We start from the raw sequence: 12645 nt of genomic DNA on the forward strand, positions 1-12645 counted from the left end.
CGCGCACTTGCCTTGCGCGATGAGGTAGATTTCCGAGCATTCTTAAGTCGAACCTTTACTTTGCATTTGCTGATCGCGAGAGACTCGACGTTGTAGCCATGCCGGCAGCGTCTGATGTCGAGTACCCAACAGTTGGCCAGCAGTCCGCGCGAACTCAATACCGACCATGTACGCGGAATTTTTCACCAAGCGCCAACCACTCAAGCCCGCCGCGCGAAGCCACGAATAATCGCGCCGAGCGAGCATTGCAGACGATCGCATCGCACCCACTACGCCAGTTTGCAGCTTGTACCCGAAGTATCGCTCAAACGACCGAGCCTCATCGAAGTTGCGCTGAAATGTTTCCCAAACTCCAAAATCATGGGAATGGAAAACTGCCGCCTCGGGCACAAATGCTTTGGCGTATCCAGCCTTGACAACCTCTAACGCCCAAGTCTGATCCTCTGCAAAAGCGACGTCCGGCAGCGGGATATGCTCCCAGACCGATCTTCTGAGGCAAGAATTATTGCTGGAAAAGAAATGCAAATACTGCCGATATCCTGGATCCGAATCAAACCGATCTTGATCATCAATTCGCGACAGTGTTAGCGTCGCGCCAAAACCAGAAAAGTGTTCTACCAGCTCTCGATGCGTGACGTGGCGAGCACTGGGATACGCGAGGTGAGGACCAAAGGCACCAGCCACCGATGGATCGGACGCACACCCATCAACCAGCTTGGCAAGCCAGTGCCGGGTCGCAGGTTTTGCGTCTTGCGTTAAATAGACGAGAAAATCGCCGCGTGATTGTTGCCCCAACAGATTTCGTGTGCCTCCGTGGCTGAAATCCTTAGGCGGAATGGTGGTGACCTTAACGCCTCGCGACCTAGCGATTTGAACTGAATCGTCGGATGAGCCAGAATCAATGATCAAAACCTCGAAAGGCCAATCGGTCTCCTGCGCCAGCACAGCATCCAGCACCTCACCCAACAACGCCCCACCATTTTTTACCGGGATGAGTACAGAAGCCCTCACCGGGCTGGTGGGCGAGGATGTATTTATAAACGCCAAATCAAATGTCTTCCAGGAAGCAGCTATCTAGTGGCCAAGGCGGCTAGACCGGACCGCTACGGCCCAACGGCAAACCCAATCGTAACAGCGAAAACTCACATTACTTCTTTGGCTCGGCAGACTTGCTGGGTGATGAAATTTTGAAAAGCGCCTTTACCGCATTCTCATCAATAGATACGTGGTATTTCTTGAAGAGTTTTTCCCGCAGTTCGTTATTGGCTTGCTCTCGGCAGTAACGCACTTGCCGCGCCGCAGCGGTGGTTTTGACCTCGTCCCACTTCAATAAGCGTGGTTCGCGCTTTTCGCCTAGCAAAAACAAGTACCCAAAATCGCCATCTCGAACTGGGCCAACCATTTCGCCGGACTTGGCCGCCATCAGCGCGCGCATGATCGCCACGTCACCAGTCAGGTTCACCCAGCCCAGATCGCCCTGCGGCTCAAGTTTGTAGAGACCAGCCGTTTTGCTGGCAAGCGCATTGAAGTCGCTCGCGCCCTTGGCGACGATCTCAGCTTGCTCCATCAGCCATGCCATGGAAGGCATTCCGTCCACTTTATCTGACACGGGCAGCATGACCCTTGCCAAGCGAGCGGTAGCAGGCGTCGTGAACACCTCGGGATGTTTGTCATAAAAACTGCGAGCACTTTTATCGTCGACAGAAGACGGGCACGTCGTGACAAGCTTTTTATAGACTGCGGCCCCGTAAATATCATCGAATCGCTCGGGCTGCTCGCTGTTCCGATTCGGCTCTTTTAGACGCAATCCCTCCAAAACCAAGGTTCGCGTCATCAACATCTCTTTGAGCGCATTTTCTGCACCCCAAAAGTTTCTCGCCAGTGGCTTCAAATCCACGCGCCGCGCCAGGTAAGCTTCGAGGTCAGCTTGAGTGACCACTTCGCTATCATCCAAAGTTGCGAGCCGCGGTTCAGAGGCCGTGGCGGCCAGCGAACCGCCCAATAGCAGCGGCAAGACCAGAAAAAGGCGCGACAGAACGCGGCAACGACTAGCTAATCTCGACATACTCACTGACTCTCCAACGCACGGGCCCAGAGCGGCCCATAAAACACATCCGCCACGTCGCCCGCCGAGTTAAGAACGAGCAGATCCTGCTCTCCATCACCATCGAGGTCGACTAACTGCAGTCCCGTCGGGTATCCGCTTGGCTTTAACCATCGAGTGGCCAAAACCTTACCCGATGCGTCAAATTTTTGGAGATAGATGGAATTGGGACCGCCCCAGACCACCGTGTCGTCATCCAAAGTGGCGACCGACACAGCGCCGTTTGGAGCGGCTTCAAGTTGTTGAATCTCACCTGAGTCCATATTGATTCGGGCGTTCTTGGGGCCAATCTCAAGGGCAACATAGACCCACTTACCCGAAGGAGACGGCGCCGCTTGCCTGGCCACCCGATCGAACTGCGCAAGCTGTGTCGGTTCGGCGGCCCAATCTTTGCCGCTCACATACATAACGCGTTTGTCGTCGAGACATGCCGCTACAACACCTCTGCCGCCGCCACGCGGCGCACGCGTAACCAACGCTGGGTGCCAAGGCGCCTCGCACCAATGAACCGGGGTGACCTTCGCGTCTTTGGCACCATGCTTCCAACTAACGATAGCAATATTCTTCCCGCTGTAGGGCGCCGCCATGAGTGAGGAAACACCATTTTCGGTGCCGAGGACAACCACATCGCGCGGCGCGAACGGAACGCCAATTTGTGTATGAGCGGTCAGACGGCCTTCGTTCACGGCAAAAAAGTCCAACGACTGGCCGCGTTCGACCGCCGCCACAACCCAATCATTGGTGATCCACTTCGCGGAGTCAGGGTGATACGCCAGCGGCTTTCGATCGAGTTCGACAACACGGCGACCTTTGACCTGATGCAACACCAATTGGCCAGCTTCGTGTTCAACGAGAGCAATCTTGCAGCCTAGATCTGTACAGCGAGCCTCTCCACCCCAGGCCAATGGCGCCGAAAAGGTGATGTGATCGGACACAGGAGCAGCCACGGATACGGCGGGCGATTCAAGCTGCGCGGCGGAGCCCGCATGTTGGCAGGCAGACAGTACGGCCACACCGAGCAACAACCCAGCCAAACGCGCGTACGCGGCAATGCGAGCTAGCATATGAAACTCTGCATACAAAAAACGACGAGCAATAAAAAAGCGCCAAATGGCGCTTTTAAGCGCCCCTGCAATCGCTAAATTTTAACGTCTGCAGGAGCGTTAGCCGAAACCAAGCTCAGCCTTGACAGCCAAGCCTGAATCTCAAGCCTTAAGTTTAGTTAGCAGAGTGCGCGCCCAGGACGGTCTGAACAGCACCGAAGGCGGGAGCGTCGATCACGCTGTACGTGAACACCGAACCCGTAGTAGCACCGAGCAAGGCGCCAGTAGAAGGCGCACCGGTCGGCAGCGCACCAACATTCAGCTTCCAATCGATGAAGCCGTCAACGAAAGAAGCAGGACGGCCGGCGATCAGCTCAGGATCGAACCAGTCCAGCTCAGCGTGGTCCAGTTTGAAGTTGACCGACTGACGGTTCTGCGCGGCGTCGTACATGTTCACGGTGTAGGTGCCGGTCTGGTCGCCGGTGGACCACACGACGATGTTCGTGTTGGTGCCGCTGTTGGCCACGCCGTCGATGAAGTAACGCAGGCTGAAGCGAGGGCTGGCTCCCACTTGCGCAGCGCCGGCGACTTGCGTCAGGCTACCAGCGTCCAGCGTCGACAGATCCGTGGCCGAGCCGCCGATCGTCAGAGGACCATCAATCACGGGCGTATAAGCGACGTCTTTACGAACGGGATCCACGAAGAACGCGTTACCAGCAATCAGAGCACCGGAGCCGGAGGCAGCCAGAGTTTGGCCGATGGCGCAAGTGCCGGCAGTGCTGTTACCCACGGCGAACACCAGGTAGCCACGCTGACCAGCCAGACCGGTACCAGACTTCTGCGACCACACGAAGGGCTCGTAGTCTTTGGCAGTCATGGTGAAGCAGCCGTCAACCACGTGGTTCGATTCTTGATCGAAGAACGTCCAGAACACGGGAACCGTGATGGCGGACTGGTTGATGATACCGACAGCGGTGGTAGCGCCAGTAGCGTCATGGATCACGTTGGGCACAACGAAACCGTTGGAGAAAGTACCCATCGTGTAAGCATTAGCCGCGCCAGCGCCGAGCACTGCCGCAACTGCAATGGCGGACATTGCAAATTTTTTCATCTCTATGGTCCTCAGAAAATTTAAAGAAGCGCCCCACTAAGTGGGTACCACAGCCCATCCGTCACTCCGTTTGGGTTGTGGCCATCATAGTTGGGGCCTTTGGGTTAGGCAAGCGAAAGTCGATTCTCTCCGCCGACCAGAATCCCGCTGTTGCTAGAGCGACACAGTCACTTGCTTGGAAACAGGGCGCTTTTGGCCGGCGCATGGTACCAGATCCCATCAATCAACTTCCATTGATCTTCAGTGCTGAGGTTCTGGTCACGTACCCGGAGGAGTGGCAGCGAATAGGTCATCTCAACCTCGACGGTACCAACGTCTCCCTCGACAGACTTCACCGCCAGCACCTTGGCAGCACTGTAAGTGATCCCGCCCTTCTTCAGGTAGCCCTCCAACGAGGCGCTGGGGTTTTTCGAGATGGCCTCATAGGCCCAAGCGCCGACGTTGTCGTTAGCACGAACCAAGTCCCAATAGGCTTGGGCACGCTTGACAAGGGCCTCTTGCGAACTGTCCGCCTTGGGCCCGGCTGGCGCCGAAGTCGCGGACGGCGCGCTGGCGCACCCGACCAGGGCTGCCGCAGCCAAAGACAGAAAGGCCCCGGTCAACGCGCGGCGAGGCAACGACGGTTGAGTTGAGTGCATTCACAGACTCCTTTTACTGAAATGGGAGGAAGGTCGCGCTTCATGCGCTGTTACTTGGGCGGATTGAGCAACGTTGAGCCCAGTTTGGAGCCGCTGCCCAGCCCAGTGGGATCTTGCAGACTCAACGAACGGATGCGCTGACGCATCTCGACGCTGGCCGCGCGGACCTGGTCATCGTCTTCGAGGGCACGCGGCGTCAACAGCACCATCAGCTCGGTGCGCTCGCGCTTTTCAGACGTGGTGGAGAACAGCGCGCCGAACAGGGGAATGTCGCTCAGCGCTGGTACGCCGCCGCGGGCGCGCGTTTCGTTCTCGCGGATCATGCCGCCCAGCACGACGGTCTCGCCCGAGCGCACCGCCACGCGAGTCTGTATCTGCCGCGTCAGGAACTTGCTTTGATTGGTCGCCGCGTCCAGTGTGGCGCCGATGTCGATGACCGCCTGTGAAACGCCAAGGGTGATCAGCCCGCCGGAGTTGACAGAGGGACTGACCGACAGCATGACCCCGGTGTCCTTGTAGGTGAACGAGTCGGAGATCACCACGCCGTTGGAAATGGTGGAATTGCCCGTGCGCACCGGCACCTGGTCGCCCACCTGGAACGTGGCGCTGTGGTTGTCCAGCACCAGCACGGAAGGGTTGGACAGCACACGCAGCTGAGACTTGTTGGCCAACGCATTCAGTGTTGCCCGAACCGCCCCGGCGTTGTTGACGATGGAGTAGCTGAAGCCCTTTGAAACGCCGCTCAGATCGCTGGATCCGCTGGCGCTGATCAGGCCGCTGCCCGTTCTGCCCCCGCCCAAGCCGTTGTTGAAAGCCCATTCCACGCCGTATTCCAGGCTGCCGGTCAAAGTGATTTCGACGATGGTGGCTTCAATCAGCACCTGCGTAGGCGCTTTGTCCAACTCGCGCAGCGCGCGTTCAATGCGTCGAAACTCGGTTCTTGGAGCGCGGATCAGCAGCGCGTTTCGCGACTCGTCTGCCACCACCCGGACGTTGCCCTCCAAGTCGCTCACGGTGGTTGTTGCCGCATTGGCTCCAGTCTGGCCACCGCCGCTTGTCGCGCCGAACACGCCGCCTGACCCGAAAGCACCTCCAGCACTGGCGCCCAATCCCGACGCACCCGTACCAGAACTGCCTGACCCGAATGCGCCGGTACCGGAATTGGTCGAACCGAATGCACCCGTCGACGACACACCGCCACGGCTGGATCCGTTGTTCGCACCAAATCCGCCAAATCCACCTGCCTGGCCAAACTGGCTCGGCGCTGAGCCGCCAGCCACGCCAGCACGGCCGCCACCGCCCGACCCGCCAAACAATCCGTTCAGCAACTCAGCCATGCGAACCGCCGAGCCGTTCTGCACGGGGTAAACGAACAGGCCTGCCTCCAGTGAATCGGTAGGCTGATCCAGTCGCTTGATCCACGACTCGACCTGGCCAAGAATCTGGCTGCGTGGTGTAACCACCACCAGGGCATTCAAGCGCTCTACCGGGAAAAGGCGCACCAGGCCATTCAGGGGGCCTCCGCCAGACTGCGCCAGGGCTGCTGCGCCGCCCGCGCCTCCGGGCGCGCTGCCGGGGCGCGCCCCCACGCCGCCCGGGGCACCGCCACCTCCGGAACCGCCACCGAAGGCGCCACTAGCTTGGTCCGGCGCGATCATGGCTTGCAGGGTGTCGTACACCACGTTCACGTTGGTGTATTCCAGCGGAAAAACGCCCAATGACATGCCCGAGAGGTAGTCGACGTCAAAGGCGTCAACCATCTCCAGCCACCCTTCCAGCTGAATCTTGCTGCCCTGCAACACCAGCAGGTTGCGCAGCGTATCCACGTAGACGATGGACTCACGCGGCGCCAACGGGCCGAGGATCTTCGCCATCTCGCCCGCACCAATGTGGTTCAGGGGGACGATCACCGTGCCCGCACCGGCCAGATCCTTGATCTTGGAAGCAGACGTCAGTGGGCGGCTGCCGGCCGTCACGGACCGCTTGGTGACGTGGTAGACGCCAGCAGAGTCGCGGACGATCGCCAAATCGTGCGGCAGCAGCACGGTATCCAGCACATCCAGCACCTGCTTGCGCGGCAGCGGCTTGCTGGTGCGCAGGCTGACCATGGTGTCACCGCCCGCGTCGATCGTGTAGCTGACCTTGAGCAGGTCGCCCAGCAAGGCGGAAGCCAGACTGGAGACCGTGACGTTCTCAAAATTCAACGAGACACGCTCACCTTGCGAAAGCACAGGATCAGACTTGGGCGCAAGCCCCGGCCGAACCAACTGATCGTTGCCGGGAAAGACACGCGCGCCCGCCGCGGAGGCGGCGTCGGCGCTTTGCGCCTGGGCCGGCACAGCCGACGCCCCCTCGCGCAATGGCAGTTGGTTGGCCACCGCTTGCGTAGGTGAAGCCGCAGACGCTTGCGGCAACTCTTGGCCGGGCGTGGTAGAGCGATCCGCAGTGGCGCACCCGGTTGTGAGCACCGCGAGCATGATCAATGAAGGCCGAAAAAGCGACATGACGAGCATTCAGTTGTAAGTTTCAACGGCCTGCCGGCGTACCGGCGTCGTTCGTAGCGGAAGTCGGCGACGCACCGGGTGACAGCGCACCCACGCCGGTCGGGCCTGAGCCAGCCTGCCTGGTCGCAGACATGCCATTCGGCATGGTTGGACGAGTGTGATCTGACGCGCCCGCGCGATTGGCAGCACCTTGCTGCCCTGCCCGCATTGGGGACGGCGCTGTGACAGCGGAAGAGCCTCTGGGCGCCGCGCCAGCGCCCGGCGCCGCCGCACCAACCCGCTCCAGTGGACGCTCAATGCGTTGTCCGGAGCGCGACACGAACTGCGCTACCGCACCGTCAAAAGACTCCAGGCGCCAGCCGCTTTCCGGGTCCGACGAGTTCAGCTTGAGAACCGTGCGGTCTGGGCGTTGGAGCAACGCGACTCGCTGGCCGGCCGATTCCAGTACCGCCATCAAACGCAGCTGAGACAGCTCGGACTCGGGCGCTTTCGACGATTCCGCTTCCGCCGCCTCGACGGGGGCACGCGAAGACCACAGCAGCGGTTTTTCAAGCGCGTTCTTCACCTGCGGCGGCACGCCATCCTGAGGCAAGGCGATGTCCGGCAGAGCAGGCTTGATAGGTGCCGGCGGGTGCCACGCCGAACGGCCAAGCCACCACCATGCCACGCCCGCCGCGACGGCAAGCACAGCTACCGCCAGCAATGCTGTCCAAGCGCGCTTCATGGCTTGGCCCCCTGCTGAACCGCCAGCGGCGCCTCAAGCTGCACCGTCAGCCTGGCTTTCTGGGAGGTTTTCCCGCTGACTTGGCCTTCACGCTGAATATTCAGCGAGCGAGCCAAAAAAGGCGGCCTCTGGCTCTGCAGCGCCTGGGCCAATTGGACCAGCTGAGCCCACTCGCCGGTCACGGTAGCGCTCACGTTGATGCGCGCCAGCTGCTGCTCGGACTCGGCCGGCAGCGCCGCGGCCTGCGAGGACACCAGCGTCGCGCCACTCGACACCACCAGCTCACGCAGTCGCTGTGTGACTTCGTTCTGCGCATCGGCACCGCCTTTGTGCAACCATGGGCCGACCGCCTTCTTGGCCTGCGCCAGCCGAGCGTCGATGTCGGCGCTGGAGGCCAGGATGCCGTCGATGCGCGCGATACGAGAATCGATCTGATCCTGCGCGCGCGCATAGCGCGCCCAGTTGAGCCAATACACCCACGCCACCACCACCAGCAGCACCAGCGCAAAAACGCCAGTGACCATGGCGGCCCGTTGGGCCCAGGGTGAAAGTGGGCTTGCACTCACATCGCGGCTTCGCTTGAGCTTTAATGACTTCATTTCTGCGCCGCTCCCGTCGCAGCGTCGCGCCAAGTGAACTCCAGAGCAAAGCGCTCGCGATTCTGCCCTTCGTCACGTACGGTGGGCGCGGTGGTGCGCAGATCGCCAAATTCAGCGACACGCGACAGGCGCGCCATCAACTCGGTGGCGTCGGGGGTCAAGCCCATCATGCGCACTTGACGATCACTCGCCTCAAGCCGATCAAGCCAGGCGTCGGTGGGCAACACCTGCGCCAGGCGCTCCACAGCGGACGCCAGGGGCAAGCTGTGCTGGCGCTCGGCGTCCAGCGCCGACGACAGCGTGCCCAACTGATGCAGTTCGTCCAGCTTCTGGCGCAAGGGCGCGGCCATCGGGTCGACGGTGGTCAAGTGGGACATGCCTCGCACAACGGCGTTTCGCTTCAAGACGAGCGGCATCACCGCAGGAGCCATCAGCGCAGCGGCGGCGATGCACAGTCCACCGACGGCCATCGCATCCAGACGACGCTGCTGTTGGCGTGCGCCCTGGACCGCCGCGCCTTGCGCTGGCAAGGCCTCGGCGGCACCCCGCGCCAGATACACCGGAGCATCGGCGGGCAAGTTGAGCTCTGCCCGGCCCTGCTCGACCAAGCGCAGTGGGCACACACCCCAATCGACGAGCCAGCCATCTGCGGCGTCAGGCGTTGCCCGCCAGGCGGGAAGCACCTGATCTGGTGGCAACGGTGACACGCGCCACAGCGCCTCGGTCACGGCCGCGCCCAATGCGCCGCTGGGCACCGATGGCAGCCTCAGCTCGCCCCACAGCACATCCCGTTCGTCGATCAACAAGGCTTGCGGCGCGCCGTCCGCCACGGAAATCCGGCTTTGCCCGACGATCTTCCACCGCGCGCCGCGGGTGGTAGAAGCAAGCGTGGTGTACTGCGGCCACAGGCCCTTGGCACCGAGCACGCGCCGCAAATCACCCCAACCCCAGGCCAAGCGGCCCCACGTGGCGCGCAGGCGACCCATCATGTCTGATGTTGCCGCGCTCATGGATTGCCTGCCTCCAGCGGGTTACCGACCCTGCGGGCCGGCTCAATGGAGCGCGTGGTCCATGGCGTCGAGTTGTCGGGGCGGCCATTGAGGTCGGCCCACACCTCGCGCGCCCACCACCGCCCCGGCTGAGCCTGGATGAACGCGCGCAAACGAATGGTCTGACCTGAACCGCTGGAAGCCGCCGTGAACATGTCCGTCATTAAACCCGGTTGAAGTGCGCCGGCGCGCATTTCCGGAGGGGTTGCATGGAGGCTCGCGCCGAGACCCGGCTGGCCAGAAATGGCGTCGATCAAGGCTGGAGGCGCCGCATCGAGCGCGATGCGCTGCTGCCCGTTGATGCCCAGAAAAGGGGAAATTATTGCATAGAGCTCTGGCGTCATCCCCAGGACGCCGCGCAGCTCCGTCAGGTCGTCGACCCCACCGTTGCGCGGCTTGACCGGCGAGCCCGCGGCCTGATATTGCGCCGCTTCCGCCCCGCCGACGCCGCTGGGCACATCGTCCGGGTCGATGAAGTCGTGCACCCGCGAGGCCAGCACGGTGGCTTCGCCCGGCGTCAACCCGCCCACGCGAGAAAAAAGCGCTTCCAGCATCGCCGGGGGCGCGACGTTGACGTCGACCAGGCCTTCGGAGGGCACCACTTCCACCCAGGTCTGCACCCCGCCCAAGTCCACCTGCAGCCGGCTGTAGCGCTTGGCCAGGTTTTTGTCCGTCATGAGCCGGCTCAGCACCAGTTCGGTGGCCGCCTCCAGCGCAGCATCTGAACGGATCTGCTCCAGCTCAAGGCCCACGCGCTGCGTGTACATGCGGGCGCTCTGCGCCCCCGCCAGCACGACCAGCGACAGGCCCACCACCATCCAGAGCACCAGAATGAGCGCGGCGCCGCGCTGGCGGGCAGGTTGCCTCATCTCGCCCTCGGCAAAGCAAAGACCATGGCCGGCCAATCGCCCTTGGCGTCGCCGATGACCAAGCGCACCCGAGCGGGATAGCCCGGCCTGCCAGACCAATCCTGGCTCCATTCGCCCGTGGCGCCGTCCTGGTAGTACCACTGCAGGCTGCGCACGTCCGTCACCAGCGTCTGGCGCAGCGCCTGCGACCAATCCAGCGCCATCAGCGCACCATCGTAGGGCAGCGCCTCGATCAGCAGGTCGACTTGCCCACCGGAGTGCCTCAAAGGCCCTGCGCGGAACACGTGCAAGCCCCCCGCTTCGCCGCGCTCGGGCAGCGGCGCCACCCACATCGCGCCGGCCTGATTGCCAGTAAAGAACGGCGAAACGGCCGTCCCCTGCACGCGCGACAAGGGTCGCAAGCCATCAAACTTGCGCGCCAGCCACTGCGAGGCGATCAACATCTTTTCGGCACGCTCCATCGTGGCCTGGTTGCGGTCTTCCGTGCGCCCGATCAGTCCGAAGGCAGAAAAAACCAGCGCCACTACCAGGCCCGTGACCATGAGCGCGATCAGCAGCTCAAGCAAAGTGAACCCGCCCGCGCGGCGGTGCGTGCGGGCCGTCATGGCGCGTTTCGGTACGGCTTCCATGCCGTCATTTCAAAAACGCGCCCCGCGCCTTCGCGCGCCACCTCAATATCGACGCGGGCGACCGGCACGGTGGGCGATTCCAGCGCCTGACCGGTGGTGTCCGTCAGGGTGACCGTCTGCTGCGCCGCCTGCAGGCGCCATTGCCAAGGCCCCTCCTGCCCGGTTTGAAGTGGCGCCAGGTCTTCGGCGAACGTGGCGCGAGCCAGTACGGAGCGCGCCAGCATCGCTGCCTCTACCCGCGCCTGCACATCCACCACCACCTTGGAGCTTTGCCCCACCGTGCGGTACAGCGCCGTGAACGCAATGGCCGCGATGGCCATCGCCACCAGCGCTTCCAGCAGGTTGAAGCCGCGCTGGCCACGCCGAGGCGCGCGCGCTAAAACGCCGCGACGGATCACGCGCCCCCAGTCACAGTGGCGGATTCAACGGTACCCAGCAGCCAGTTCACACCAAACTGCACGCCGCGCCCGGCGCGCAGCACCGCCAGGTCGCCGCCGCGCGCGTAGCCGTCGGGGCTGAAGACAAAGATCGGCTCAACGCCGCTGGTGCCCGCGCCCGGTGCGCCGGCCACGCGCGTCCAGCGCACTTCCAGCGCGGGAGGCAGGTCAACCAGGGTCAGGTCGCCTGCACTCAATCGGTGCAATTGGGGCTGGTAGGTCACCACCACCGGCTGCCCCTGGTCGATGCTGACCGCGCGGGCGTGCTTGAGCTGGCTGGTCACGTCGCGCACCGCCTTCTGGTAGCGCGCGCGCTCCAGGTAGGCCTGCGCGCCGCCGCCCACCACCGACACGGCGATGGCCGCCACCGCCAGCACCACGATCAGCTCAAGCAGCGTGAAACCGGCCGCGCGGGCGGGCCTGGCAATCGGGCGGTTCATGCTGAACGTGGGCGAGACGGCCGGCCGCCGGCGTCAGTTGTAGATATCGGCGTTTTCGCCCTCGCCGCCCGCCTTGCCGTCGGCGCCGAAGCTGAAGACGTCCGGGCCGCCCTTGCGACCAGGAAATTTGTACTGGTACGGCGCGCCCCACGGGTCGTTGGGCAGCTCTTTCTTCAGGTACGGGCCGTTCCAGCCGCTGGCGGTGCCGGGGCGCTCGACCAGGCTGCGCAGGCCCTCGGCGTCGCTGGGGTAGCGGCCCACGTCCAGCTTGAACAGGTCCAGGGACTGCTCCAGTTCCTTGATCTGCACGGCCGCCGTCTTGGTCTTGGCGCCGCCCAGTTGGTTAAGCACCTGCGGGCCGATCAGCCCCGCCACCAGCGTCAGGATGACCAGCACCACCAGCAGTTCGATCAGGGTCATGCCGCTTTGGCGGCCAAGGCGCGGCAGCGCGCGCGCGGGGTTCAGAGTGAGTTGCATTCGGATCAATCCTTGAATCGA

The 12645-nt window shown here is 62.7% G+C and carries 14 protein-coding genes; all 14 read right to left on the minus strand.

What is annotated here, in order from left to right; translation table 11 throughout:
* Nucleotides 1-42: 42 nt before the first annotated feature.
* Nucleotides 43-1047, minus strand: coding sequence for a glycosyltransferase family A protein (locus C6570_RS00760; protein ID WP_245896253.1), 1005 nt, complete (start codon nucleotides 1045-1047; stop codon nucleotides 43-45).
* A gap of 100 nt (nucleotides 1048-1147) precedes the next feature.
* Complete coding sequence (locus C6570_RS00765; protein ID WP_106701164.1) at nucleotides 1148-2065, minus strand: peptidylprolyl isomerase; 918 nt, start codon at nucleotides 2063-2065, stop codon at nucleotides 1148-1150.
* Nucleotides 2066-2067: 2 nt separating this feature from the next.
* Complete coding sequence (locus C6570_RS17855) at nucleotides 2068-3039, minus strand: VCBS repeat-containing protein (protein WP_123812167.1); 972 nt, start codon at nucleotides 3037-3039, stop codon at nucleotides 2068-2070.
* A gap of 283 nt (nucleotides 3040-3322) precedes the next feature.
* Nucleotides 3323-4258, minus strand: coding sequence for a hypothetical protein (locus C6570_RS00780; protein WP_106701170.1), 936 nt, complete (start codon nucleotides 4256-4258; stop codon nucleotides 3323-3325).
* Nucleotides 4259-4425: 167 nt separating this feature from the next.
* Entirely contained in the window at nucleotides 4426-4896 is a 471-nt protein-coding gene (locus C6570_RS00785; RefSeq protein WP_106701172.1) for a hypothetical protein, read from the minus strand.
* 50 nt (nucleotides 4897-4946) lie between these two features.
* The gene (gene gspD, locus C6570_RS00790; protein WP_245896254.1) at nucleotides 4947-7100 is read right to left on the minus strand and encodes a type II secretion system secretin GspD; all 2154 of its coding nucleotides are present in this window, start codon (nucleotides 7098-7100) and stop codon (nucleotides 4947-4949) included.
* Between the two features lie 322 nt (nucleotides 7101-7422).
* Nucleotides 7423-8124: a hypothetical protein gene (locus C6570_RS18225; protein WP_211297626.1), complete on the minus strand. Its 702-nt coding sequence runs from the start codon at nucleotides 8122-8124 to the stop codon at nucleotides 7423-7425.
* Entirely contained in the window at nucleotides 8121-8756 is a 636-nt protein-coding gene (gspM, locus tag C6570_RS00800) for a type II secretion system protein GspM (RefSeq protein WP_123812168.1), read from the minus strand. Before gspM ends, C6570_RS18225 begins: the two co-directional genes overlap by 4 nt.
* Nucleotides 8720-9553, minus strand: coding sequence for a PilN domain-containing protein (locus C6570_RS00805; RefSeq protein ID WP_245896255.1), 834 nt, complete (start codon nucleotides 9551-9553; stop codon nucleotides 8720-8722). Before C6570_RS00805 ends, gspM begins: the two co-directional genes overlap by 37 nt.
* Nucleotides 9554-9729: 176 nt before the next feature.
* A complete protein-coding gene (locus tag C6570_RS00810) occupies nucleotides 9730-10641 on the minus strand; it encodes a type II secretion system minor pseudopilin (protein ID WP_106701181.1) in 912 nt (303 codons plus the stop codon).
* Entirely contained in the window at nucleotides 10638-11270 is a 633-nt protein-coding gene (locus C6570_RS00815) for a prepilin-type N-terminal cleavage/methylation domain-containing protein (protein WP_245896256.1), read from the minus strand. The genes C6570_RS00810 and C6570_RS00815 overlap by 4 nt, the downstream gene beginning before the upstream one ends.
* On the minus strand, nucleotides 11243-11668 hold the full coding sequence (locus C6570_RS00820) for a type IV pilus modification PilV family protein (protein ID WP_245896257.1): 426 nt from the start codon (nucleotides 11666-11668) through the stop codon (nucleotides 11243-11245). Before C6570_RS00820 ends, C6570_RS00815 begins: the two co-directional genes overlap by 28 nt.
* The gene (locus tag C6570_RS00825) at nucleotides 11665-12147 is read right to left on the minus strand and encodes a prepilin-type N-terminal cleavage/methylation domain-containing protein (RefSeq protein ID WP_106701185.1); all 483 of its coding nucleotides are present in this window, start codon (nucleotides 12145-12147) and stop codon (nucleotides 11665-11667) included. The genes C6570_RS00820 and C6570_RS00825 overlap by 4 nt, the downstream gene beginning before the upstream one ends.
* A 33-nt stretch (nucleotides 12148-12180) precedes the next feature.
* The gene (gspG, locus tag C6570_RS00830; RefSeq protein WP_106701187.1) at nucleotides 12181-12624 is read right to left on the minus strand and encodes a type II secretion system major pseudopilin GspG; all 444 of its coding nucleotides are present in this window, start codon (nucleotides 12622-12624) and stop codon (nucleotides 12181-12183) included.
* Between the last annotated feature and the right edge of the window lie 21 nt (nucleotides 12625-12645).

Origin of the sequence: Ottowia oryzae (assembly GCF_003008535.1) — a bacterium.
In the GTDB taxonomy this organism is placed as follows: Bacteria; Pseudomonadota; Gammaproteobacteria; order Burkholderiales; family Burkholderiaceae_C; genus Ottowia; species Ottowia oryzae.

Coding starts and splice junctions, on each gene's coding strand:
- C6570_RS00810 (WP_106701181.1), bottom strand. CDS start 10,641: ATGAGGCAACCTGCCCGCCAGCGCGGCGCCGCGCTCATTCTGGTGCTC.
- C6570_RS00765 (WP_106701164.1), bottom strand. CDS start 2,065: ATGTCGAGATTAGCTAGTCGTTGCCGCGTTCTGTCGCGCCTTTTTCTG.
- C6570_RS00780 (WP_106701170.1), bottom strand. CDS start 4,258: ATGAAAAAATTTGCAATGTCCGCCATTGCAGTTGCGGCAGTGCTCGGC.
- C6570_RS00815 (WP_245896256.1), bottom strand. CDS start 11,270: ATGGAAGCCGTACCGAAACGCGCCATGACGGCCCGCACGCACCGCCGC.
- C6570_RS00785 (WP_106701172.1), bottom strand. CDS start 4,896: ATGCACTCAACTCAACCGTCGTTGCCTCGCCGCGCGTTGACCGGGGCC.
- C6570_RS18225 (WP_211297626.1), bottom strand. CDS start 8,124: ATGAAGCGCGCTTGGACAGCATTGCTGGCGGTAGCTGTGCTTGCCGTC.
- gspG (WP_106701187.1), bottom strand. CDS start 12,624: ATGCAACTCACTCTGAACCCCGCGCGCGCGCTGCCGCGCCTTGGCCGC.
- C6570_RS00825 (WP_106701185.1), bottom strand. CDS start 12,147: ATGAACCGCCCGATTGCCAGGCCCGCCCGCGCGGCCGGTTTCACGCTG.